The organism is Burkholderia sp. USMB20, assembly GCF_000949135.2.
GTDB lineage: Bacteria > Pseudomonadota > Gammaproteobacteria > Burkholderiales > Burkholderiaceae > Burkholderia.
Genome location: NZ_JTAN02000019.1, coordinates 919,127 through 942,651 on the forward strand (window position 1 = coordinate 919,127; position 23,525 = coordinate 942,651).

General features: G+C 62.0%; 20 protein-coding genes. 10 read left to right on the forward strand and 10 right to left on the reverse strand.

Going from position 1 to position 23,525, the window contains the following annotated elements:
- Positions 1-3: 3 nt before the first annotated feature.
- Genes PL79_RS28745 through PL79_RS28780 form a run of 8 tightly spaced genes read right to left on the reverse strand, consistent with a single transcriptional unit; the run spans position 4 to position 10,793 of the window.
- Entirely contained in the window at positions 4-1,860 is a 1,857-nt protein-coding gene (locus PL79_RS28745) for a BNR repeat-containing protein (protein WP_082088459.1), read from the reverse strand.
- A complete protein-coding gene (locus PL79_RS28750; protein ID WP_135801169.1) occupies positions 1,857-4,574 on the reverse strand; it encodes a hypothetical protein in 2,718 nt (905 codons plus the stop codon). Before PL79_RS28750 ends, PL79_RS28745 begins: the two co-directional genes overlap by 4 nt.
- Before the next feature lie 6 nt (positions 4,575-4,580).
- Positions 4,581-5,849: a UDP-N-acetyl-D-mannosamine dehydrogenase gene (gene wecC, locus PL79_RS28755; protein WP_044844067.1), complete on the reverse strand. Its 1,269-nt coding sequence runs from the start codon at positions 5,847-5,849 to the stop codon at positions 4,581-4,583.
- Complete coding sequence (gene wecB, locus PL79_RS28760; RefSeq protein WP_328592085.1) at positions 5,843-6,916, reverse strand: non-hydrolyzing UDP-N-acetylglucosamine 2-epimerase; 1,074 nt, start codon at positions 6,914-6,916, stop codon at positions 5,843-5,845. The genes wecC and wecB overlap by 7 nt, the downstream gene beginning before the upstream one ends.
- Before the next feature lie 60 nt (positions 6,917-6,976).
- Complete coding sequence (locus tag PL79_RS28765) at positions 6,977-8,149, reverse strand: chain-length determining protein (protein ID WP_235879351.1); 1,173 nt, start codon at positions 8,147-8,149, stop codon at positions 6,977-6,979.
- Positions 8,146-8,808, reverse strand: coding sequence for an ABC transporter ATP-binding protein (locus PL79_RS28770; RefSeq protein WP_044844064.1), 663 nt, complete (start codon positions 8,806-8,808; stop codon positions 8,146-8,148). The genes PL79_RS28765 and PL79_RS28770 overlap by 4 nt, the downstream gene beginning before the upstream one ends.
- Positions 8,805-9,620 carry an ABC transporter permease gene (locus PL79_RS28775; RefSeq protein ID WP_044844063.1) on the reverse strand — a complete coding sequence of 272 codons (816 nt, stop codon included), beginning with the start codon at positions 9,618-9,620 and terminating at the stop codon, positions 8,805-8,807. The genes PL79_RS28770 and PL79_RS28775 overlap by 4 nt, the downstream gene beginning before the upstream one ends.
- A gap of 6 nt (positions 9,621-9,626) precedes the next feature.
- A complete protein-coding gene (locus PL79_RS28780; protein WP_044844062.1) occupies positions 9,627-10,793 on the reverse strand; it encodes a polysaccharide biosynthesis/export family protein in 1,167 nt (388 codons plus the stop codon).
- A gap of 714 nt (positions 10,794-11,507) precedes the next feature.
- Here PL79_RS28780 and PL79_RS28785 point away from each other — a divergent pair.
- A complete protein-coding gene (locus tag PL79_RS28785) occupies positions 11,508-12,320 on the forward strand; it encodes a mechanosensitive ion channel family protein (protein ID WP_044844061.1) in 813 nt (270 codons plus the stop codon).
- Positions 12,321-12,496: 176 nt separating this feature from the next.
- Here the strand turns inward: PL79_RS28785 and PL79_RS28790 are convergent, their stop codons facing one another.
- Positions 12,497-13,180 (reverse strand): DedA family protein, encoded by a 684-nt coding sequence (locus PL79_RS28790; RefSeq protein ID WP_044844060.1) that lies wholly within the window; start codon positions 13,178-13,180, stop codon positions 12,497-12,499.
- A 171-nt stretch (positions 13,181-13,351) separates the two neighbouring features.
- Between PL79_RS28790 and mutL the strand changes: the two genes are divergently transcribed.
- Both mutL and miaA read left to right on the forward strand, forming a co-directional pair.
- The gene (mutL, locus tag PL79_RS28795) at positions 13,352-15,346 is read left to right on the forward strand and encodes a DNA mismatch repair endonuclease MutL (RefSeq protein WP_044844059.1); all 1,995 of its coding nucleotides are present in this window, start codon (positions 13,352-13,354) and stop codon (positions 15,344-15,346) included.
- Positions 15,343-16,320: a tRNA (adenosine(37)-N6)-dimethylallyltransferase MiaA gene (miaA, locus tag PL79_RS28800; RefSeq protein WP_044844058.1), complete on the forward strand. Its 978-nt coding sequence runs from the start codon at positions 15,343-15,345 to the stop codon at positions 16,318-16,320. Before mutL ends, miaA begins: the two co-directional genes overlap by 4 nt.
- 171 nt (positions 16,321-16,491) lie before the next feature.
- Here the strand turns inward: miaA and purM are convergent, their stop codons facing one another.
- A complete protein-coding gene (gene purM / locus PL79_RS28805) occupies positions 16,492-17,547 on the reverse strand; it encodes a phosphoribosylformylglycinamidine cyclo-ligase (protein WP_014897998.1) in 1,056 nt (351 codons plus the stop codon).
- A gap of 247 nt (positions 17,548-17,794) precedes the next feature.
- On the opposite strand from purM, the gene hda reads away from it, so the two are divergent.
- The 7 genes from hda (at position 17,795) to PL79_RS28840 (ending at position 23,518) form a co-directional block, all read left to right on the forward strand.
- On the forward strand, positions 17,795-18,529 hold the full coding sequence (hda, locus tag PL79_RS28810; protein WP_044844057.1) for a DnaA regulatory inactivator Hda: 735 nt from the start codon (positions 17,795-17,797) through the stop codon (positions 18,527-18,529).
- An 11-nt stretch (positions 18,530-18,540) separates the two neighbouring features.
- On the forward strand, positions 18,541-19,218 hold the full coding sequence (locus PL79_RS28815) for an HAD family hydrolase (protein WP_044844056.1): 678 nt from the start codon (positions 18,541-18,543) through the stop codon (positions 19,216-19,218).
- 5 nt (positions 19,219-19,223) lie between these two features.
- Positions 19,224-20,759 (forward strand): polynucleotide adenylyltransferase PcnB, encoded by a 1,536-nt coding sequence (pcnB, locus tag PL79_RS28820; protein ID WP_044844055.1) that lies wholly within the window; start codon positions 19,224-19,226, stop codon positions 20,757-20,759.
- A 35-nt stretch (positions 20,760-20,794) separates the two neighbouring features.
- Entirely contained in the window at positions 20,795-21,337 is a 543-nt protein-coding gene (gene folK, locus PL79_RS28825; protein ID WP_044844054.1) for a 2-amino-4-hydroxy-6-hydroxymethyldihydropteridine diphosphokinase, read from the forward strand.
- Positions 21,334-22,020, forward strand: coding sequence for a deoxynucleoside kinase (locus PL79_RS28830; protein ID WP_044844053.1), 687 nt, complete (start codon positions 21,334-21,336; stop codon positions 22,018-22,020). The genes folK and PL79_RS28830 overlap by 4 nt, the downstream gene beginning before the upstream one ends.
- Before the next feature lie 43 nt (positions 22,021-22,063).
- Complete coding sequence (gene panB, locus PL79_RS28835) at positions 22,064-22,879, forward strand: 3-methyl-2-oxobutanoate hydroxymethyltransferase (protein WP_044844052.1); 816 nt, start codon at positions 22,064-22,066, stop codon at positions 22,877-22,879.
- A 186-nt stretch (positions 22,880-23,065) separates the two neighbouring features.
- Positions 23,066-23,518, forward strand: a complete 453-nt coding sequence (locus PL79_RS28840; protein ID WP_135801171.1) for an STY0301 family protein — start codon at positions 23,066-23,068, stop codon at positions 23,516-23,518.
- Positions 23,519-23,525 lie beyond the last annotated feature (7 nt).

A 23,525-nucleotide genomic window follows, 5' to 3' on the forward strand; every position in this document is an offset into this window, starting at 1 on the left:
GACTTAGTTTTTAAATTTGAATTGAATGTCCAGCAGTGTGACGGGCCCATTCGTCTGCCGCCAGCCGATGTCATGACTGGGTTGCTCGTTGTACTGCAGCAACATACTCAATACGTTTTCCTGCTCCCACCGCAATCGGTCGATTACGGGTTCCGCGAACCCGAGATCCTCATCCCACAGAACCCGGGTGTTGTCTTGATGCCAGGTGTACTCGGGGGCGGCCAGTACTGTCGCAACCATTCTTCCGTCGCTGTGATCTCCGCGAGTAATGATGTACGCGTTGTCCAGGCGGTCGATAACGATTTCCGGCCGACTGATCGGGATCTGCAGCGTTCCACCACCTTGCAACGCAAATGGCTCAACGCGTTGCGATACGATCTGGTGATGCCATTGCTTACCGTCGTACCGCAAGTGTTGATACTGCGGGATGCCGTTTGAATCATCGGCATAAAAAACGATATGCGGACGATTGCAGCTATCGAGCGCCATGCTGCATTGATTAATGAGGTTGCTGCCCGGAGACACCGGATGAACCGTTTCAGCATTTACCGGCGTAATCGGAAGCTGGTAGCCTCGCCCTTTGGACGTTACCCAACTGACCCCATTGTCTAGCGAGCAGGCGTAGCCGATATTGATGTTGTTGACTCGCTCCTCCACACCGAGCGTATGTGTACGCCAGACAAAGCTCAGGTGAAGGCTGCCGTTCCGACCGATAGCCGGGTGGTTCCAATAGGCGTTACTGGTCCACGGTTTCGACTCGCTACCGCTCAAAACAGGTGTCGGATGGTCCGTCCAACCCGCGGATGCCTCGTCGTAGGTCTTGAGACGCGCGGTGCCATTGTTGTGTACGCCATCGCGATATAGCAGCGTCAACGGAAAGCCATGATGCGGCTGCATGAAAGTCGGGTAGGTTACCTTCGTTTCAGCCTCTCCAGTCATGGGCAGTTCGTCGGTCCAACTCGATATATCGTTGGGTCGAGTGCTTCTGCGATATCGCAACTGCGTAGCGTGGTGATCGTAACAAATGTGCAGATGGTCAGCGCGATCGATACCGAGACTGATGCTGTTGTGAGCGTCTGCCAAATTGTATTCACCATACAGGTCAAACGTCTGCAGATCATCTGTCTCCAGATCACGGCGCACGACGCGCAGCGTATGCGCATCGACATAAAAGGCCGTGATTTGCTTTCCCTGATGAGTCAGAACACCGTGGTGGCGAAAGATAACCGTATTGATCGTATTTCCGGCCCAAGCATCACCTAGATCGAACTCAGCCAGCTTGACGACATGAAAACGTCGTGTGGATGAGTGCGAGAAACGTCGATCCGATCGCGCAACGCTTTCCAGCTCTCTTTCAAGATGACCGGGCGCTACGCCAAGTTCGCTGCACTGCTGGTGGATTCGTGCCTTGGTCAATAGCGATCGGTCGGCCTCCGGTGTACCGACAGCAATGGAAGATTCGAAATGAGCGAGCGCCCGCGGCAGATTACCGGCCACAGCGGCGGCACGCCCCAAGCTGTTATGAACGCCTGCTGCAAGAATCTGGCAAAGGAGCTTCTGGCTGATCCCCCAATCCTGGGCGAGTCGAATGAACTGTTTGGCTTCGGCGATTTGCCCGGTTTGCAGGCGGCCTGCCGCTGCAAGCAGGGCCAGCTTGGCTCGATCCGGATGGTGCTGCAAGACACCACGCCCGAGTTGGGCGAGGCTGTGCCAGTCGCCGAACTGCCATTGCGTGCGCGCACGCTCCAGCAGATTCTCGTCGTAAGGAACAACGGCGGAATCGATCTCGACTACCGTGACGGGCTGTGCAGATTCCTTCGCCGCCGTCGTATAGCGAACGGACGCGGATTTCTTTCTCATAACCCGGACTCTCGAAGCAGAATATCCTTGATCAGGTCGAGTTGAGCTTCGGCCCGAACCATCTCCTCTTGCACAATCTTCTGACGCGCCGCCAGCTCCGCCTCGTACACCTGACGACTTTGAATCAGTTGTTCCAATACGTTGACTCGCGCGAGGCGTTCAGTTGCCTGCCTGGCAGAGTCATTATGTTGCCCAGCGAGCACCGACTTCTCCTGCTCCAGCTGTGCCCTGGCTTGCTTCAAGGCTTCGATTTCGTGACTGCGTTCGGCCATCTGCTTAGCGGCCTCTTCGTACCGACCAGTGAGCGCTGCCTTATCCTGCTCCAGTTGTGCCTTGGCCTGCTTGAGAGATTCAACCTCTCGGCTGCGCTCTCCAGATTGCTTCGCGGCCTCTTCGTACTGCCTTGCCAGCAGGAGCTTGCTCTGCTCCAGTTGCGCCCTGGCTTGTTTCAGCAATTCGACCTCCTGATACCGCTCGGCAGCCTGCTGCGCAAGTTCCTGATGTCGGCTCGCAAGTGCCACCTTGTCCTGTTCCAGAAGTGCATTCGCCTGCTTCAGCGCTTCGACCTCACGACTTTGCTCGGCCGCTTGCTTCGCCGCTTCTTCTTGCTGCCCCACCAGCATCAGTTTGTCCTGCTCCAACCGGGCGTTGGCAGTTTGCAGTGCTTCGACCTCCTGACTGCGCTCGGCCACCTGTCTAGTAGCGTCATCATGCTGGCCGATCAGGGCCGCTCGGTCTTGTTCCAATTGCGCATTGGCCTGTTTTAACGCATCGACTTCCCGGGCACGTTCAACCGACTGCTTGGTCGCATCTTCACGTTGCCTCGCCAGCGTCGCCTTGTCCCGCTCCAACTGCGTTGCGAGTTGCTTGAGTGAGTCGATCTCGCGGCTACGCTCGACCATCTGCTTCGCGGCCTCCTCACGTTGAGCCACCAGCTTCGCCTTGTCCTGCTCAAGCTGCACGTTAAGTTGTTTCAGCGTGTCGATCTCGCGGCTACGCTCGACCATTCGCTGCGTCGCTTCTTCGCGCTGCTGCGCGAGTACCAGCCCTTCTTGCTCCAGTTGAGTGTTGGCACTCTTCAACGCATTGGTTTCCTGAACACGTTCAGCGACTTGCTTCGCGACATCTTCATGCCGCCCCATCAAGACCGCATGGTCCTCTACCAATTGCATGTTGACCTGTTTCAATGCATCGACTTCACTGCCGCGCTCAGCCAGCAGTTTCTCGGCCGCCTGATGCAGACCGGCCAAAGTCGTCTTGTCCTGCTCAAGCTGCGCGTTGAGTCGCCTCAGTGCTTCGACTTCGCGGTCGCGCTCGGACGCATGCTTCGCTGCAGCATCGTGCAAATCGGCCAGTACAATCTTGTCTTTCTTGAGCTGCGCCATGATGCGCTCCAGCGCATCGACTTTCCGCATCTGCTCAGTCGCCTGTTTTGCGACCTTTGCGTACCGCATCTCCAGCGCCGACTTTTCCTGCTTGAGTTGCACCTTGGCTTGCTTCAGCACTTCGACCGCACGAGTACGGTCCGCCGCTTGCTTTGCAGCCTCGCGGTGCTGCCAAGTCAATGCCACCTGTTCTTGCCCAAACTGGGCGTTGGCTTGCTTCAGGCTCCTGATTTCCAGGGCATATTCATGCACCTGCCTAATGGCCTCGTCATGCCGGGCCGTAAGCGCCAATTGGTCCTGCTTGAATCGAGTATTGAGCTGCTTCAATTCCTCGACTTCGCTCGCCCGTTCACGAACCTGCCGAGCGACCTCTCCGTAGAGATCTGTCAACGACTGCTTGTCCTGTTCGAGCCGGGCGTTCGCCTGCTTGAGCGTCTCGTTTTCGTCGCGAAGCGAATCGAGCTGCTTCGATAGCTCGTCCCTTTCCTGTACCAGGCCGCTCAACTGACGCTCAATCTCGGCGCGGCGCTCCGAAAACCCGATCTTCTGCTTGGCCTCGCGCTGCAGCGCGTGCCGTGCCTCATGGCGCAATTGGGAAGCCTGCCGGCCTTCCGACTCGCTAAACTGAATGTCAGAAGGCAGGACGTCCAGCATGGCACTCGCTTCGATGACGTCACCCGCTTCATGAAGTCGGAACGCGAGCCATTTCAATCGGTAAGGCTTCGGATCCAGTGCATACGCGCGACGTGCAGCTTCAGCCGCGCACAGGCGATCACCTTTCATCAGATACCGCGCCAACGCAGTGTATCCGTCGGCCTGCATGGCGGGCGAACTCGACGTCTGCGACATAAGCTTGTCGACCGCGTCGAAACTCCCCGCACCGTACGCGTCGATGATCTTGTCGAATCCTTTTCCACCGAGCGATTCCGGAGGTGTCTGCCGACTATATGACCGCCAGATCCTCCAGAGCTTTCCAGGCAACGTCGCAATCGAGCCCGGGGAATCCGCGCCCTCGATCAGCAAGTCCCCCAGCTTCGAATTCAATGCATTGCGAGACTCGGTCTGATGGACTTGCCGCTGAACGTCCACCAACGCATGTAAACGCCGGCTTTCCGCCAACGCTTCGGGCAGTTCATCGTCCACCCAGCCCCAACCGGTCGCACCACCAGCTTGCGGCTCGGCTGCAAGGTCGCCCGAAAACGGCTTATTCTGCAGATGGTGATGCTCGAGCGCCTCCTGAACCTGATGGAGTTGCAGGAGTAACAGCTCGTTTTCTTCTCCCATCTCGTGGAGACGAGACTCGAGATCATCCTGAATATTCTGGTTCATTATCATTTATTTTGCGTTTTTCCAGACACCACGCGTGTCGACAAGCAATTGCCTGCCGCCAAGCTCGGGCTTCAAGTTTTTGAACTCTGCATGATCGACAAGCAGGACGAGGACGTGAGCCTCCGCAATCGCATCATCCAGTGCGGACAATGTTGCTCTTCCCGCTGCAAGCTCATCGGGTAACGTTTGAAGGTTCGGTTCCACGATCGCGATTTTTCCGCGATGGCAATTCGCGAGCGCCTGCGCAACTTCAAGGGCCGGGCTTTCGCGCAAATCGTCGATATCCGCCTTGTATGTGATACCGAGGCAAGCAACACAAATTTCCTCGGCCGGGACACCCGAACGGGACAGCACTTCGACAGCCTCACCGACCTTGCGAATAACCCAGTCCGGCTTCGCGTCGTTGACACTGCGTGCAGCACGGATAAGCGTCGCGTCCTGCGGTGCGCCGTCCACGATGAACCACGGGTCGACCGCAATGCAGTGCCCCCCCACCCCGCACCCCGGTTGCAAGATATTGACGCGGGGATGCCGGTTTGCCAGCTTGATCAGTTCCCAAACGTCGATACCTTGCTTGTCGCAAATCATCGACAGTTCATTCGCAAAGGCGATATTGACGTCACGGAAACTGTTTTCGGCGAGCTTGCACATTTCAGCAGTGCGAACATCCGTGACAATGCAGTCGCCTTGTACCACTAAGCTGTAAAGCGCAATCGCCGCCTTGGAGCAACTCGCGGTCATCCCGCCGATCACACGGTCGTTAACGACCAGTTCATGCACGATGCGGCCAGGTAAGACGCGCTCGGGACAGTGAGCGATCCGAATATCGGATGCTTCTCCAGTCTGTTGCGGAAAAGTAAGATCCGGGCGGATTTCTGCCAACCAGTTCGCCAGCAATTCGGTCGCACCGACCGACGATGTCGATTCGAGAATGACCAAGTTGCCCTTGGCCAGCACGGGCGCAATCGATTTGGCCGCAGCCTTGATGTAGCTCAAATCCGGCCTTCGGTCTGCCGTCAGCGGCGTCGGCACGGCAATGATGAACGCATCGGCAGGCTCGACGTGAGTCGTCGCGCGCAGGTAACCGGCACCCACCGCGGCGTGAACCAGAATGTCGAGTTCTGGTTCGACAATATGGATATTCCCTCGGTTAATGGTATCGACGACATGCGAAGACACATCGACGCCAATAACCCGAATCTTGCGCGACGCGAATAACGTAGCAGTCGGCAGGCCTATGTAGCCGAGGCCAATTATGGAAATCGTATTCAACATGCGTTCACCAAAATATCGCGGATGCGCTGGGCAGCATTGCCATCGCCGTAGGGGTTGGCCGCCCGGGCCATGGCGGCATATCCAATCGGATCGTCGAGAAGTCTGCACGCCTCCGCAACTATTGCCGCTTGGCTAGTGCCGACGATCCGCACCGTGCCGGCGGCCACCGCTTCCGGACGCTCCGTCGTCTCACGTGTCACAAGCACCGGCTTGCCCAAGGCCGGCGCCTCCTCCTGAACTCCACCCGAATCCGAAATCAGCAGCGTGGCTCTGTCCATCAGGTAAACAAAGGGCAGATAGTCCTGCGGCCCCATCAGATACACGCCCGGAACGTCGCCGAGAAGGCGATATACGGACTGTCGGACCCGAGGATTGAGATGGACCGGAAAGACGATTTCCACGTCGCCACGCCGGACAATTTCCCGCAATGCGTAGCACACGGAGTCGAGGCCACCGTCCAAATTCTCTCTGCGATGTCCGGTGACAAGAATCAAACGCTTCTTCGGATCGAGAAAACCGAAACGCGAATCAAGCTCGCTGCGCTGTGCAGTGTCGTCACGCATCTTTGCTGCCGTGGCCAGAAGGGCATCGATAACTGTATTTCCGGTTATGTGGATACTCGATTCAGCAATGCCTTCCCGCAGCAGATTGTCACGAGCGCTGGATGTCGGCGCGAAATGGTATTTGGCCAGAACGCTCGTCAACCTGCGATTTGCCTCCTCCGGCCAAGGAGCTAGCATGTCACCGGTCCGCAGACCGGCCTCGACGTGCCCGACTTCGATCTGTCGATAGTGTGCGGACAGAGCGGCGGCAAGCGTGGTCGACGTGTCTCCCTGCACCAGAACCAGATCCGGCCGAGCCTCACTCAATACGATGTCGAGGCCAGCCAGCGCTCTGCTCGTCATCCCGGTCAGCGTTTGATCCGGTGCCATGACGTCAAGATCGTAGTCGGGACAGATGCCGAAAAAATCGAGCATGGAGTCGAGCATCTGACGATGCTGTGCCGTTACGCAGACTTTCGTCTCGATCTCAGGTTCATTCCTCAGTACACCGACCAATGGTGCCATTTTTATCGCTTCTGGCCGGGTTCCAAGGATAATCAAGGCCCTCATTGAATCCCCCGAAACTCAATCTACGTGATCACGAATGATGCTTTCCAACAATTTCAAAACCCCAATCAAGGAGGTAGCAAGCAGCAGAGTCAGAAATGCGTTATAGAGTCGCTTCGGCTGCAATGGATAACTCGGTCTCGTTGGTGCTTGCAGGATTGAAACCATCTTGAGCGTGCGGGCTGCGTCCATCCGCCCTTTCTCAAGCGCCGAAAGCGCAGTTTTGTACAAGTCCTGTGCGAAACTCACCTGCATCTGTAGGCGCTGGAACTCCTCTACGGTGTAGTTGAGCGTCCCTTTCGACGGTGACGCCAGTTCAGCCCGCTTTTGCGCGATCTGCTTTTGAAGCGCGTCGAGGTTGTTCCGGAGCATCACCACGGTGGGCTGATCCGGGCTCAACGTTGGAGGCAATGAAGCAATTTGCGTCTGCACATCAACTTTTTGCGCTTCGAGCTTGTCAATCAGCGCATTCTGGCTCTCGGCCGTTGCCTGTGGAGCCATTAACCCCTTGCGGTTCTGAAAATCGATCAGCGTATGCGTCGCATCTAGAAGACCGCCATGCGCCAGCGTCACCTGCCGCTCGAGGAAGCGCACCTGTGACAAAGCCAATTCATGATCAATCTGATTCATGTGTGCTTCACCTTCGCGAACCATGAAATTGACGATTTCCTGCGCAGTCTTCGAATCATAGGCTTGTGCCTGGATGCGCAGTACACCGCTGTAGTCGTCGTACTCGACATCGATACGCGACAGCCAGTAGCGATAGAACCACTCCATCGGTGCGTTCTTGAACCACATCCGCGAAATAGGATCTCGATGTCCATCGCTGAAATGAGAGCGCAAATCCAAAGCGGCATCCAACTTCTTAAGAACATCTTCCGACAGAAGATATTCGCGCAACAGCAGCTGATCACCGCGATTGGGACCACCAGCACCGGGAACGAGCGTTGATACATCGACACTCGGACTGCTGATCTGATCGGTGGATCGGATGATCACATTCGCATCCGATACAAATCGATCGGAAGCGATGAACAGCCAATACACGGTGGCAAGAACCGCATAAATCAAGATCACCTTGATAATCAGCCGAAATACTTCCATCGAGAAAAGCGTCGACTTCCCTCTTCCATATACCGCAGCCAGCTTGGCACCAATGCGCCCACTTCTGCTCACTGTTAGTTCTTTCATACCAAGATAGCGTCCTTATAAGCCCTCAATGCCTCATCAAGTTCGTCGAACCAATATGCCTTACCGCCATTGATCCAGATACCGGACTGGCAAAACTGTTTTAGCGTACCTTCGTCATGGGACACCATGATCACGCTAGCCCGATCAACCTTATTCTTGAAAGCATCAGCGGCTTTTTTTCTAAATCTAGCATCGCCCGCAGCCGTCACTTCGTCTGAAATATATACATCGAACTCGAAAGCAATCGACAGCGCAAACTGGAGACGCGACCGCATCCCAGACGAATACGTCTGCACGGGCTCATCAAATGAATCACCCAGTTCGGTGAAGTCCTGAATAAACGAGAGTCGATCCTTCAATTCTTCTTCACGACCGTACACCCTGCAAACGAACTTCGCATTCTGACGCCCGGTCAGCGTCCCTTCCAACCCCCCTCCACCTACTGGCCAGGATACGCGACAGCGTCGCTCAACTCGTCCCTTTGTCGGGTAATCAACGTTCCCAATAATACGCAGCAGCGTCGACTTGCCCGCACCGTTCACACCGATCAGGGCAATATTCCGTTTCGGCGGGATCGTCATACTAATACCCTGCAGCACCCACTTGCCGGCTCCGTGCTCTGTCAGATATCGCTTATGAACATCTTCGATAATGATCATTTCATCACCAGCTTTTTTGCAAATCGCCGATAGAGCATCAGACCCACAAGCATAAATATAATCCCGCCTTCATATAGATAGGCAAGACTCACTTCGGGGAGCGTATGATATGAGGACAAAAATCCGAGCCGCAGCAACTCAACACCATGCACAACCGGATTAATTAGCAATATTTCACGATACGGCGTTGGTACCAGCGCAATCGGAAACATCGCCCCGGAGATATAAAACAATGGCAAAAAAAGTATTTTGAAAACGTGGTCGAGCTCCGGCACGAATTTCATCGCAACCGAAGTAATCAAACCAAAGCCTAGCGCAAACAGCCACAGTCCAAAAATACTGGCTATCATCAGCAACGGATCTGCCGGCAGAAAAACCGGATTCAGCATACCCGGCGTGATCATCCGACCCGCAGCGACAGCGATGAAGAAGATGACGATTGAAATCGGAATCATCAAAAACAACTCGAGAACAGCCCGCATGAACGCCGCATCGAATGGCTTGACCTGCCGGTATACGAAGAAGGCCTTATTGCAGTCGATCCCATGCAATACCTGAACCCAAGTACGCCGCCAAAGCAGAAATCCAATGAAGCCGGCGATGATCCACATGGTTATCTCGATTCCGCCAATCTGGTGAATGTGGAACGTGATATATCCAAAGGCGTGGATCGCAATATAGAACACGGGCTCGATCAGCAGCCAGAGCCAAGCCGCCCGTGCTTCAAAGAGGCGATCCAACGCCTCGCGCAGAAACATCGCGCGCCAGACCGAAACCGTAATCTCCATCGGAGTACGCACGTTTCCGTCCATGGCGCGTTACTCCAGTTCCCGGTTAATGGTAGCCGCCGGGCTGGCCACCATCACAACGAGCGTAAGGAACTTCTTGAACTCAACCTCGGGCGAGTTCGAGACGTAAATCACGTCATGATTCTGAATCGGGAAGTTCTGTGTCACGAAGAACGCTGCTGGATCCCGCAGGTTGATCTCGTAGACCACCGGCACGGTGCCGTTGATGGCCCTGACCGCCTTGTCCTGCGCATCGACCAGCTTCGCGTCTTCGAATCGGAACACGAACACGCCGCGTGCGTCGGCACGGTTGTCGTTGAGGCCACCCGAACGCGCGAGCGCCTGGGCCAGCGAAATGCCTTGCGCTTCGAACGGAATCTCGTCGTTCTTGCCCGTTGCACCCAACACCGAAAAGCTCTGCGACTGGAAGAGTGCCGTCACGACATCGCCCGGCTTGAGCACGACGTTCTGGTGCGGATCACGAATGACCGAATCGAGCGGCATCGTCGCGGTGACACTGCCTCGCGAAAGCTGCACGGCCATGCGGTTGACCGACTGCTTCACGCCGCCCGCAAATGCCAGCGCATCGAGCAGACGCTCACCCTTCGGGGTCAGCGGCATCAGCGCGCTCGTGTTGACTTCGCCCACGACCGTGATGTTCGACGCATTGTTCTTGGTGACGCTGACGAGCACCTGCGGCAGGTTCGCCTTGCCCTTGAGATGGCCGACGATGCTCGACTCGATCTGCTCCGTCGTGCGCCCTTTGACCGGGATCCGCCCCGCGAACGGGATGGTGATCGTGCCGTCCGAGGCCACCATCTGGTTGGGCAGCGTGACGCTGTTGGCCGTGCTCGTCGTCATCGGCTGCGCGGGCGCCAGCGTGCTGAACAGCATCGCCGGCGGCGCCTCCCAGATCGTCACTTCGATGACGTCGCCCGGGCCGATCAGGTAGTTGTTGGTAACCGCACTCGGAAAGATGTTCGCGAATTGGCCCAGCTTCTTGCTGTCGGCAAGTTTCCGCGCCAACGTATCGTTGACGTCCACCAGTTGAATGCCTTCGATCCGTCCGCCGGTTTCCGGCACTTCCTGCACTTTCTGGCGCGACGCACCGGAAGCAGGTATCCAGTCCGGATAGGTTGCACACCCCGAAAGCGCCACAGCGGCAAGAACGGAAATTGCCAATACACTCTTTTTCATGGATCTTGAGGCCAAGACTTTTTACTATTGATTTGCAAGCGTCATTTCCCGGGCGTTCAATCAACGCATCCCCCGAACACCCGAACGCTCATTCATCAGCCGATTGACTCGATCAGGCCACCGGCGTCTCAAAAATTCTTCACTTAAATTTGCACTCTTTCGGACATTGACGACCGAAAAAGCAACAAATCCCCCCTCTGTGACAACAGAAGAAATGGTTACTGCACGTCGAATCCCGCCACGGATACCTGGCCAGTTAGCGAACGAACGTCGGAAAACCACGGAAAATAACCAACACGACGGCACACCTGCAAGGCACGTCCGGCATTGGCAGCCGGCCGATTGCGCCTGTTATCAGGGGTGTTCGACCGTCTCATGCAATCGAACTGCCCGCTCTGGTTCTCGCGACTTACAGCGCAGGGTCTCCCGACGCCGACATTATCGCATGGAAGTCGGACACACCCGAAATCACTCTGTAAGTTATAGGATCAGTCCGCATCACGATCGACCGGTAATAAGCGGTAATTAATACGGACTGCATACCCGATTTAACAATGTTCGTGTCGTGGCAAACGGCATGCGACACGCGGATTGAAACGTTTTACATGCCGCTGCTCCGGCGGGTGCGGTGGTTGTCTCGGTCATGCAGGTCGGTTATAACCGTGCGACGAAAATCGGCCGCAGGCCATTCTTTAAACCCGCCATGGAGCCCCCATGCTGAACCTGGAATCCACCCAGCAATTCCTGATGACCCGCGGCCTCGACTTCGGCCTCAACCTCCTCGCCGCGATCGTCCTGTGGTTCATCGGCCGCTGGGCGATCCGCCTCGGCACGCGCCTGCTGGGCAAGGTGGTACGCCGCAGCGGCAAGGTCGACCCGACGCTCACCGACTACCTGACCTCCGTCGTCAGCGTGCTGCTGACGATCCTGCTGATCCTCGCGATCCTGCAGATCTTCGGTGTTCAGACCACGTCGTTCGCCGCCCTGCTCGCCGGCCTCGGCCTCGCGATCGGCACGGCCTGGGGCGGCCTGCTCGCGCACTTCGCCGCCGGCGTGTTCATGCAGGTGCTGCGTCCGTTCAAGATCGGCGACGTGATCAGCGCGGGCGGCGTCACGGGCACGGTGAAGGAACTCGGCCTGTTCGGCACGACGATCATCACCGCCGACAACGTCGTGACGATCGTCGGCAACAACAAGATCTTCTCGGACAACATCGCGAACTACAGCGCGACGCCGCATCGCCGCGTGGACCTGACCGCGAAGATCGCGAACGGCGTCGACGCGGCCGATGCGATCAACCGCCTGAAGACGCAGATCCAGTTGATCCCGAACGTGATGAAGGTGCCGGCGCCGGACGTCGGCGTGCTGCAGTTCACGCCGGAAGGCCCGCTGCTGTTCGTGCGTCCGTCGACGCAGCCGGAGAACTACTGGCAGGTGTACTGCGACACCAACCGCGTGATCCTCGAGACGTTCCGCGACGCGCAATACCCGACGCCCGAAACGCCGATCTTCCATCGCACGACCTGAGGAACGGTGCCGCCAAGCGGTTCGCGGGATCTGACTGAAGCTGCCGGCGTCGAGCAGCCGGATCGGCCGATACCGCACATCGGCAATCGATCGGAGCGCACGAACCGTACGGACGAAAAAAAGCGTGGCAATGAACTGCCACGCTTTTCACTGCGCCGAAGCGAAAACGCGCAGGCTCAGTGGCCGCGCGTGTTCTGCGTACCGCCCGAATGCCGCCCGCGCACCAGCTTCCACAGCGCGCCGAGCGCGACCGGCACGATCGCCGCGCCGATCCCCGCCAGCACGATCACGTTCAGATACTGGCGGATGAACGGGATATTGCCGAAGAAGTAGCCGAGCAGCACCAGCAGCAGCACCCAGAGCAACGCGCCGACCACGTTGAACAGCTGGAAGCGCGCGACGCTCATCGACGACGCGCCGGCAACAAACGGTGCGAACGTGCGCACGACCGGGATGAAACGCGCGAGCACGATCGTCTTGCCGCCGTGCTTGTCGTAGAACGAGTGGGTCTTCTGCAGCGCCGCGCGATCGAGGAAGCGCTCGAGCACCGGGATATGCGTATTGAACACCTTCGGCCCGACCCAGCGGCCGATCAGGTAGTTCACGGTATTGCCGGCAATCGCCGCGACCAGCAGCAGCACGATCAGTCCGCCGACGTTCATGTCGCCCGTCGCCGCGAACGCGCCGCCGATGAACAGCAGCGAATCGCCCGGCAGGAACGGCAACACGACGAGCCCCGTCTCGCAGAACACGATCAGGAACAGCACCAGATACACCCACGCACCGTACTGCCGGATGAAGTCGCCGAGGAACGCGTCGATATGCAGGACCAGGTTGACGAAATGAAGCAGCGTATCCAAATGCGATTCCTCGAAGGCGAAAGGGCCGGAGCGGCCGAAAAGCGGAAGTGCCCGCCGCACAAGGCGGTGCGCGGAACGCAGTCATCATACCGAAACTACCTTAAGGCTCCGTGAAAAAAACGTAAGCGGCCCCGGCCACGGCATCCGCCGCCGCCTCGCTATAATTCGGCCATGTCCGAAATCACCGAAACGGCCGCAGGCGCCGTGCCCACGCCCGCCGCGCGCCCGCTGCGCGCGATCCAGCCCCTGCCCGATCAGCTGATCAGCCAGATCGCCGCCGGCGAGGTGGTCGAACGCCCGGCGTCGGTCGTCAAGGAGTTGCTCGAGAACGCGATGGACGCCGGCGCGACGACGCTGCGCATCGTGCTCGAGGAAGGCGGGGTCAAGCGCATCTCGATCACCGACGACGGCTGCGGGATTCCGCCCGACGAACTGCCGCTCGCGCTGATGCGTCACGCGACGAGCAAGATCCGCTCGCTCGAGGAGCTCGAGGCGGTCGCAACGCTGGGTTTCCGTGGCGAAGCGCTCGCGTCGATCGCGTCGGTCGCCGAGATGTCGATCACGAGCCGCACGGCCGAGGTCGCGCATGCGACGAAGATCGACGCGACCACGGGCGCGCTGTCGCCGGCCGCCGGCGCGGTCGGCACGACGATCGAGGTGCGCGAGCTGTACTTCAACACGCCCGCGCGCCGCAAATTCCTGAAAAGCGAGCAGACCGAGTTCGGCCACTGCCTGGAAATGATCCGCCGCGCGGCGCTCGCGCGGCCGGACGTCGCGATCTCGGTGCTGCACAACGGCAAGGCCGTCGAGCACTGGAACGCGACCGAACCCGCACAGCGCGTCGCGAAGATCCTCGGCGACGGCTTCGCGACCGCACACCTGCCGCTCGACGAGCAGGCCGGGCCGCTCGCCGTCTACGGCTGCGCGGGCCTGCCGACCGCGAGCCGCGGCCGCGCCGACCAGCAATACTTCTTCGTCAACGGCCGCTTCGTGCGCGACAAGCTGCTCACGCACGCGGTACGCGCGGCGTACGAGGATGTCCTCCACGGCGACCGTTACCCATCGTACGTGCTATTCCTCGATCTGCCGCCCGAAGCGGTCGACGTGAACGTGCACCCGTCGAAGATCGAGGTGCGGTTCCGCGATTCGCGCTCGATCCACCAGTACGTCTTCCACGCGGTGCAGCGCGCGCTCGCGCGCCATGCAGGCGCGTCGCCGGAAACCACCGCGGGCGGCCATGCCGCACAACTCTCACCGGCGCCGAGCGGCCCCGCGTCATTCCTGAATACGCCGCTCGGCCAGGGCGCGGCCACCGGCACGGGCGGCAGCGGCTTCTCGTTGGCGTCGTCCTCCTCGTCGTCGGGCAACACGTGGATGCGCCAGGCGCGCATGACGCAGGGCACACTGCCGGTCGCGCAGCCGCTCGCGCTCTACGACGCGCTGTTCGGCCGCAAGGATACGGGCGCGGGCACGCCGGACGGCACGACGATCGTCGCGCGCGATGCGGCCGATGCGGCGGCTGCGCCGGTCGCGCCGCTGTCGGGCTTCGTCGCGTCGCCACTCGCCGCCACCGCGCACGACGAGCAGCCGCTCGGCTTCGCGCTCGGCCAGATCCACGGGATCTACGTGCTCGCGCAGAACGCGCACGGCCTCGTGATCGTCGACATGCACGCGGCGCACGAACGGATCCTGTACGAACAGTTCAAGAACGCGCTCGCCGACCGCACGGTCGCCGTGCAGTCGCTGCTGCTGCCGATCTCGATGACGGCGACGCCGGTCGAGATCGGCACGGTCGAGGAAGAACGCGACACGCTCGAATCGCTCGGCTTCGACCTCGCGGTGCTGTCGCCGACGTCGCTCGCGATCCGTGCGGTGCCCGCGCTGCTGAAGGACGCGGACCTGCAGTCGCTCGCGCGCGCGGTGCTCGCCGACCTGCACGCGTTCGGCGGTTCGCGCGTGCTCACCGAACGCCAGCACGAGCTGCTCGGCACGCTTGCGTGTCACCACGCGGTGCGCGCGAACCGGCGCCTGACGCTCGACGAGATGAACGCGCTGCTGCGCCAGATGGAAGCGACCGAACGCGCGGACCAGTGCAATCACGGCCGGCCGACGTGGTATCAGCTCACGCTGAACGATCTCGACCGTCTCTTCATGCGCGGACAATGAGCGCTGCACCGCAGTCCGCCCCGACGACGATCGCCTGCCTGCTCGGCCCCACCGCCTCCGGCAAGACGGCCGCGGCGCTGGCGCTCGCCGCGCGCCGTCCGATCGAGATCGTCAGCGTCGATTCGGCGCTCGTCTACCGCGACATGGATATCGGCACCGCGAAACCGACGCGCGACGAGCGCGCGAGCGTGCCGCATCACCTGATCGACATCATCGACCCGGCCGATGCGTATTCGGCGGCCGAATTCCGCGCGGACGCGCTGCGCCTGATCGGCGAGATCGCCGCGCGCGGCCGCACGCCGCTGCTCGCGGGCGGCACGATGCTGTACTACAAGGCGCTCACGCAGGGCCTCAACGACCTGCCGACCGCCGATCCGGCCGTGCGCGCCGAGCTCGACGCCGAGGCGGCGCGCGACGGCTGGCCGGCACTCCACGCGCGGCTCGCGCAGGTCGACCCCGCGACGGCCGTGCGGCTCGCACCGAACGATTCGCAGCGGATCCAGCGCGCGCTCGAAGTGTTCCTGCTGAGCGGGCAGCCGATGTCAGTGCTGCTCGCCGCGCCGCGGCGCGCGGACGACGAAGCCGCTGCGTACCGCTTCGTGCCGGTCGCACTGGAACCATCCGACCGCGCGGTGCTGCACGCGCGCATCGCGCAACGCTTCGACGCGATGCTCGACGCGGGCTTCATCGACGAAGTCGAACGGCTGCGCCGCCGCGAGGATCTGCATCTCGGCCTGCCGTCGATGCGCTGCGTCGGCTACCGGCAGGCATGGGAATTCCTCGACGGCGACACCGACTACCGGACCATGCGCGACAAAGGCATCTTCGCGACGCGCCAGCTGTGCAAACGGCAGATCACGTGGCTGCGCGCGATGCCGGAGCGGATCGTCGTCGACTGCGTCGCGCCGGATTCGACGGCGCAGGCGCTCGACACGCTTGAACGCGTGCTCGACGGTCGCATCGACGATCAATAACGGGGCAGGATCGCCGCGCATCGATCCTGCTTGCGCGCGATACCCTCGTCTTCGGTCATCGTCGTTCCTCCTTCGGCCGCCCGCCAATACGCCAAGCGCCGCACCAGAAAAAAAGCCGCCCGGATCGACTCCGGGCGGCTTTCGTTACTGCATCCTACTTGGCGCGCTGCGTCAGACCACGACCGTCTGCGCCTCGCCTTCGCGGCTCGCACGCACGGTGCCGATCTTCCACACCTGTTCGCCGGCGGCCGTCAGGTCGGCGATCGCCGCGTCGGCATCGGCTGCCGAGACGATCACGGCCATCCCGATCCCGCAGTTGAACACGCGGTGCATTTCCGCGTCGGCGACGCCGCCGTGCTCCTGCAGCCACTTGAACAGCGGCGGCAGCGGCCACGCGTTCTGGTCGAGCTCGGCCGTGAGACCTTCGCGCAGCACGCGCGGAATGTTCTCGACGAGGCCGCCGCCGGTGATGTGGGCCATGCCCTTCACCGACAGCTTCTGCATCAGCGCGAGCAGCGGCTTCACGTAGATGCGCGTCGGCGCCATCAGCGTGTCGGCCAGCGAGCGGCCGTGGAAATCGGCCGACAGGTCGGGGTTCGCGCGCTCGATGATCTTGCGCACGAGCGAGAAGCCGTTCGAGTGGATGCCGCTCGACGCGAGGCCGAGCACCACGTCGCCTTCGGCGATCGTGCTGCCGTCGATGATCTTGCTCTTCTCGACCGCGCCGACCGCGAAACCGGCCAGGTCGTATTCGCCGTCCGGGTACATGCCCGGCATTTCGGCCGTTTCACCGCCGATCAGCGCGCAGCCCGACAGTTCGCAGCCGTGCGCGATGCCCTTGACGACGGTCGCGGCCGTGTCGACGTCGAGCTTGCCGCACGCGAAGTAATCGAGGAAGAACAGCGGCTCGGCGCCCTGCACGAGGATGTCGTTCACGCTCATCGCCACCAGATCCTGGCCGACGGTGTCGTGTTTGTTCAGATGAAACGCCAGCTTGAGCTTGGTGCCGACGCCGTCGGTGCCCGACACGAGCACGGGCTCCTGGTACTTCTTCGGCACTTCGAACAGCGCGCCGAACCCGCCGATGCCGCCGAGCACGCCGTCGCGCAGGGTTTTCTTCGCAAAAGGCTTGATCTTGTCGATGAGCGCGTCGCCCGCGTCGATGTCGACGCCTGCGTCGCGGTAGGACAGACCTTGGGCGTCGGGAGCGGATTTCGGAGGATTCATGGGGGAATGCGAGAAGGTCGGTAAAATGCGATTTTACCCGAAGCCGGCCCGTTGGCCGGAATTCCCAGCACCGAATCGTCAGGGATTGCATCTTGGTCGACACGTCCCCGTTTTCATCGCCCCGCGAGCCGCGCCGGAAACCGCGCGCCGCCGTGCGTGCGGCCGCGTGTTCAGGCACCGGAGCAGCCCCCCGCGCGTGCCCGGCGTACGGCGCGCGTTTCATCAACCGACCTGCATTGTGACTGTTGTGTCCCGTCAACTGACGCTCGATCTCGGCACGCCGCCGCCCGCCACGTTCGACAACTTCATCATGAATGAGGAGAACGACGAGCTCATCTCGCGGCTCCAGAAGCTCGACCTCGCGCTCGCGGCGGGGCCCGTGCCGGACCGGTCGTTCTACATCTGGGGCGAGCCCGGCAGCGGCCGCACCCACCTGCTGCAGGCGCTCGTGAGCGACGCGTCGTACGGCTACGCGCGCTACCTGACGCCGCAAAGCCCGCTCGGCGCGTTCACGTTCGACCCGCGCATCGGCATCTACGCGATCGACGACTGCGACAAGATGAGCGACACGCAGCAGGTCGCGCTGTTCAACCTGTTCAACGAGGTCCGCGCGCACCCGTCGAGCGCGTTCGTCGCGGCGGGCCCCGCGGCGCCGCTCGCGCTCGACGTGCGCGAGGATCTGCGCACGCGCCTCGGCTGGGGGCTCGTGTTCCACCTGTCGCCGCCGTCCGACGCCGGCAAGATCGCCGTACTGAAGCTCGCGGCGAAGGAGCGCGGGATCGCGCTCACCGACGACATCGCCGCTTACCTGCTCACCCATTTCCGCCGCGACATGCCGAGCCTGATGGCGCTGCTCGACGCGCTCGACCGCTTCTCGCTCGAGCAGAAACGCGCCGTCACGCTGCCGCTGCTGCGCCGGATGCTGGCCCGCCCCGGCGACGACATCGCACCACCGGGCACAGGCCCGAACCGCTTCGAGTAAAATGCGCTTCCATGACTAATCTGGCACTCTTTGACCTCGATCACACGCTGATCCCGACCGATAGCGACCACGAATGGGGCCGCTTCATGGTGAAGCTCGGCATCGTCGACGCGGAAAGCTTCTCGCGTCAGAACGATCAGTTCTTCGCCGACTACAAGGCCGGCAAGCTCGACATCCATGCGTACCTGTGCGCGATGCTCACGCCGCTCGCGAAGTATTCGCGCGCGCAGCTGGCCGAATGGCACGAGCAGTACATGCACGAGGTGATCCGCCCCGCGATGACGCCCGCCGCGCTCGAACTCGTGCGCAAGCACCTCGATGCCGGCGACCTGTGCTGCGTCGTGACCGCGACCAACGAATTCATCACGCGTCCGATCGCGACCGCGTTCGGCGTCGACACACTGATCGCGTGCGAGGTCGAAACGACCGACGGCCATCCCGACTCGCCGTACACGGGCCGGCCGACCGGCACGCCGAGCTATCGCGAAGGCAAGATCGTGCGCACCGAAGCGTGGCTCGCGTCGCTCGGCAAGCACTGGGACGACTTCGAACACAGCTACTTCTACAGCGACTCGCACAACGACATCCCGTTGCTCGAGAAAGTCACCGACCCGATCGCGACCAACCCCGACGACACGCTGCGTGCGCATGCAAGCGACCGCGGCTGGCGCATCCTCGATCTCTTCTGAACGTCGTGATCAAAAAATTCATTCGCAAGCTGCTCGGCCAGGACGGCGCCGAACACACGTCGCCCGTCGAGGCGCCCGCCGTCGAAACGGCCCCTGCCCCGCGCCCCGCGAAGGGGAGCCGCGGCGGCGGCGCCAAGAAGGCGCGCAGCAACCACGAGCCGACCGTCGTGCCGGCCAGCGTGCACCAGATCGATCCGTCGCTGATCTCGCGAAACGCCGTGCGCGTGACCGACACACTGCAGCAGGCGGGCTTTCGCGCGTTCATCGTCGGCGGTGCCGTACGCGACCTGCTGCTCGGCATCGCGCCGAAGGACTTCGACGTCGCGACCGACGCGACGCCGACCGAGGTGCAGCGCCTGTTCCGCCGCGCGCGCCTGATCGGCCGCCGCTTCCAGATCGTCCACGTGCAGTTCGGCCAGGAACTGATCGAGGTGTCGACGTTCCGCGCGCTGGTCGACGCGCCGCCCGAAGCCGCCGCGGCCGAGCCGCCGAAGCGCCTGAAGCGCGACGAGCTCGATCGCCGCACGCACGCGGTGGACGCGAGCGGCCGCGTGCTGCGCGACAACGTGTGGGGCGAACAGCACGAAGACGCCGCGCGCCGCGACTTCACGATCAACGCGATGTACTACGACCCGTCGACGCAGACGGTGCTCGACTACCACGACGGGATGGCCGACATGCGCGCCCGCCTGTTGCGGATGATCGGCGACCCGGCCACGCGCTTCCGCGAGGATCCGGTGCGGATGCTGCGCGTCGTGCGCTTCGCGGCGAAGCTCGGCTTCGAGATCGAGCCGCACACGCGCGAGCCGATCAACGCGCTCGCCGACCTGATCAACAACGTGCCGGCCGCGCGCCTGTTCGACGAAATGCTGAAGCTGCTGCTGTCGGGCCATGCGCTCGCGTGCCTGCAGCAGCTGCGCAAGGAAGGCCTGCACCACGGGCTGCTGCCGCTGCTCGACGTCGTGCTCGAGCAGCCGCAGGGCGAGAAGTTCATCACGCTCGCGCTGAACAACACCGACGCGCGCGTGCGCGCCGGCAAGCCGGTGTCGCCGGGCTTCCTGTTCGCGACGCTGCTGTGGCACGACATGCGCCAGCGCTTCGAGCAATACACGGCGGAGGGCGAAATCCCGGTGCCGGCGCTCCATCGCGCGATGGACGACGTGCTCGACATGCAGACCGAGAAGCTCGCGATCCACAAGCGCTACTCGGCCGACATGCGCGAGATCTGGGGCCTGCAACTGCGCCTCGAAAAACGCTCGGGCCGCAGCGCGATGCGGCTGCTGGAACACCAAAGGTTTAGAGCGGGGTATGATTTCCTCCTGTTACGCTGCGAATCCGGCGAGCTCGATGCGGAAGTCGGACAGTGGTGGACGGATTTCATCGAAGGCGACGCGGCCGCCCGTGAGGCACTCCTCACGCAGGGCGGCTCGAAGGAAAAATCGCCCCGCAAGCGGCGCCGCCGCGGCGGTGCGCGAAACCGCAAGCCGGGCGAAGGCGCCGCCGAGCAGGCGCCGGACACCGCGGGCGGTTCCGACGACTGACGCGCTCGCCGGCGAACGACGTAGGAAGTGAAGCCATGACGGTTGCATATATCGGACTGGGGGCGAATCTCGGCGATGCGCGCCAGACCCTGAAGGACGCGGTGGTGTGCCTCGCGCAGCAGCGCACCATCTCGATCCTCGGCAAATCGAGCCTGTATCGCACGGCGCCCTTCGAAGCGGGCGGCGACGATTACTACAACTGCGTCGTCAAGCTCGACACGACGCTGTCGGCCCGGGAGCTGCTCGCGCTCTGCCAGAAGATCGAACATCACTTCGGGCGCGAGCGCCCGTATCGCAACGCGCCGCGCACGCTCGACCTCGACATCCTGCTGTTCGGCTCCGATTCGATCGACGAACCCGACCTGATCGTCCCGCATCCGCGCCTCACCGATCGCGCATTCGCGCTCGTGCCGCTCGTCGAAATCGAACCGGCGCTCGACATCCCCGCGCGCGGCCGCGCCGATGCGTTCCTCGCCGCCGTCGCCGATCAGCGCGTCGAGAAGGTGCAGACCTGCCAATGCCTGATGCAGAAGGCCCTTGCCGCCGGCGCTGACGCCGACAAGAACCCCTGCCGATGAACACCACTCCGCTGACCGTCACCGCGCCCGACCTGCGCGCCCCGCATCGCTACCTCGTGATCGAAGGCCCGATCGGCGTCGGCAAGACGACGCTCGCGCGCCTCTTCGCCGAGCGCTGGTCGATGCAGGCGCTGCTCGAACGCCCGCAGGACAACCCGTTCCTCGAACGCTTCTATCGCGACACCGCGCGCTATGCGCTGCCCGCGCAGCTGTCGTTCGCGCTGCAGCGCGCGCAGCAGGCGCGCGAACTGATCGGCGCGCTCGATACAGGCCGGCCCGTCGTCGCCGATTTCATGCCGCAGAAGAACGACATCTTCGCGCGGCTGAACCTGCCGGAAGACGAATGGCAGCTGTACCGGTCGATCGCGACGCACCTCGACGTGCCGCAGGCACCCGCGCCCGATCTCGTCGTCTACCTGCAGGCGAGCCCCGAGGTGCTGTTCTCGCGCATCCAGAAGCGCGGGCTGCCGATGGAGCTGCAGATCAGCGACGCGTACCTGCGCTCGCTCGTCGATGCATACAACGAATTCTTCTATCACTACGACCGCACGCCGGTGCTGACGGTCGCAGCCGAACACCTGAACCCGCTGGATTCCCCCGAAGACCTCGCGCTGCTGGTCGAGCGCATCGACACGATGCGCGGCCGCAAGGAATTCTTCGTCAAGGGCGAGACGACGCGCTGACGCGTCCTCGCCTGTCGTTCCTCCCCATCGAACCGGATTTCCCATGACCTATCTCCAGGAATCGAGCCGGCCTGCCGTCACGGTGCCCAAGCTGCAGGCAATGCGCGAAGCCGACGAGAAGATCGCGATGCTCACCTGCTACGACGCGAGCTTTTCCGCGCTGCTCGATCGCGCCGGCACCGACGTGCTGCTGATCGGCGACTCGCTCGGCAACGTGCTGCAGGGCCACACGACCACGCTCCCGGTGTCGCTCGACGACATCGCGTACCACACCGCATGCGTCGCGCGCGTGCAGCCGCGCGCGCTCGTCGTCGCCGATCTGCCGTTCGGCACGTACGGCACGCCGGCCGAGGCGTTCGCGAATGCGGTCACGCTGATGCGCGCCGGCGCGCAGATGGTGAAGCTCGAAGGCGGCGAATGGCTCGCCGACACGATCCGCTTCCTCGTCGAACGCTCGGTGCCGGTGTGCGCGCACCTCGGCCTCACGCCGCAGTCGGTGCATGCGTTCGGCGGCTTCAAGGTGCAGGGCCGCACGGAAGCCGGCGCCGCGCAGTTGCTGCGCGATGCGCGGGCGATCGAAGATGCGGGCGCGCAGCTCGTGGTGCTCGAGGCGGTGCCGACGCTCGTCGCGTCCGAAGTCACGCACATGCTGAAGATCCCGACGATCGGCATCGGTGCGGGCCTCGATTGCTCGGGTCAGGTGCTGGTGCTGCACGACATGCTCGGCATCTTCCCCGGCAAGCGGCCGCGTTTCGTGAAGGATTTCATGCAGGGCCAGCCGAACATCCAGGCGGCCGTCGAGGCGTATGTGAGCGCGGTGAAGGACCGCACGTTCCCGGGCCCGGAACACTCGTTCTGACGCGGGACGGGCGTGCCGTGGCGCGCGGTCGGCGCTTGCTGCGGCACACTCGCTGACGTGGCCGCGATGCGGTGCGCCGTTTCTCGTAGTGCATTGCGGACAATACGTACTTTCTAACTCGTCCTATTCCTGCACACCTTCGTCGCTGCGACCATCAAACCTTCGTCAAGCGAAGGAGTGGAAAAGATGGCGCATGTGTATGAAAAGGCGGCTGAACATCGGCTGCTCGCCATCGCCGCGCTCGCATGCAGTCCGCTCGTCGCATTACCCGCGTCCGCTGCGACCGAAGACTGCCCCGCACGCGTTGCCGTTACCCAGCGGCTCGACGGTCAACCACCCGATGGCTGGAAAAGCTTCGACACGCAAAGCACCTACCCGCTTGCCAGCGTCACCTTCTGGTCAGGGCCGCCGGACCGGATGATGTCCTTGCTGCCGAACCGCTCGCGCTCCGAACCCAAAAGCGACGTCCATACCTGGTCGCTCGCTGAAAACCGTGAGGATTACTGGGTCTCATGCGACTACGGGAATACGAGCGTCGTGATCGCACGACCGCTCGGCAGACAGGCGCAGACTTGCGTCGCGCGTTACAGGCGTGGGCACGCCATCGTACAAAGCTGGCAATGCACGCCGGGGAAGTAATCCGCGT

Bases quoted from the DNA above. Each gene is read 5' to 3' on its own strand.
- purM (WP_014897998.1), bottom strand. From the start codon at position 17,547: ATGAATCCTCCGAAATCCGCTCCCGACGCCCAAGGTCTGTCCTACCGC.
- miaA (WP_044844058.1), top strand. From the start codon at position 15,343: ATGAGCGCTGCACCGCAGTCCGCCCCGACGACGATCGCCTGCCTGCTC.
- PL79_RS28770 (WP_044844064.1), bottom strand. From the start codon at position 8,808: ATGATCATTATCGAAGATGTTCATAAGCGATATCTGACAGAGCACGGA.
- PL79_RS28830 (WP_044844053.1), top strand. From the start codon at position 21,334: ATGAACACCACTCCGCTGACCGTCACCGCGCCCGACCTGCGCGCCCCG.
- PL79_RS28750 (WP_135801169.1), bottom strand. From the start codon at position 4,574: ATGAACCAGAATATTCAGGATGATCTCGAGTCTCGTCTCCACGAGATG.
- PL79_RS28780 (WP_044844062.1), bottom strand. From the start codon at position 10,793: ATGAAAAAGAGTGTATTGGCAATTTCCGTTCTTGCCGCTGTGGCGCTT.
- PL79_RS28840 (WP_135801171.1), top strand. From the start codon at position 23,066: ATGGCGCATGTGTATGAAAAGGCGGCTGAACATCGGCTGCTCGCCATC.
- panB (WP_044844052.1), top strand. From the start codon at position 22,064: ATGACCTATCTCCAGGAATCGAGCCGGCCTGCCGTCACGGTGCCCAAG.
- PL79_RS28815 (WP_044844056.1), top strand. From the start codon at position 18,541: ATGACTAATCTGGCACTCTTTGACCTCGATCACACGCTGATCCCGACC.
- wecC (WP_044844067.1), bottom strand. From the start codon at position 5,849: ATGTTGAATACGATTTCCATAATTGGCCTCGGCTACATAGGCCTGCCG.
- folK (WP_044844054.1), top strand. From the start codon at position 20,795: ATGACGGTTGCATATATCGGACTGGGGGCGAATCTCGGCGATGCGCGC.
- wecB (WP_328592085.1), bottom strand. From the start codon at position 6,916: ATGGCACCATTGGTCGGTGTACTGAGGAATGAACCTGAGATCGAGACG.
- mutL (WP_044844059.1), top strand. From the start codon at position 13,352: ATGTCCGAAATCACCGAAACGGCCGCAGGCGCCGTGCCCACGCCCGCC.
- PL79_RS28765 (WP_235879351.1), bottom strand. From the start codon at position 8,149: ATGAAAGAACTAACAGTGAGCAGAAGTGGGCGCATTGGTGCCAAGCTG.
- PL79_RS28775 (WP_044844063.1), bottom strand. From the start codon at position 9,620: ATGGACGGAAACGTGCGTACTCCGATGGAGATTACGGTTTCGGTCTGG.
- PL79_RS28745 (WP_082088459.1), bottom strand. From the start codon at position 1,860: ATGAGAAAGAAATCCGCGTCCGTTCGCTATACGACGGCGGCGAAGGAA.
- PL79_RS28785 (WP_044844061.1), top strand. From the start codon at position 11,508: ATGCTGAACCTGGAATCCACCCAGCAATTCCTGATGACCCGCGGCCTC.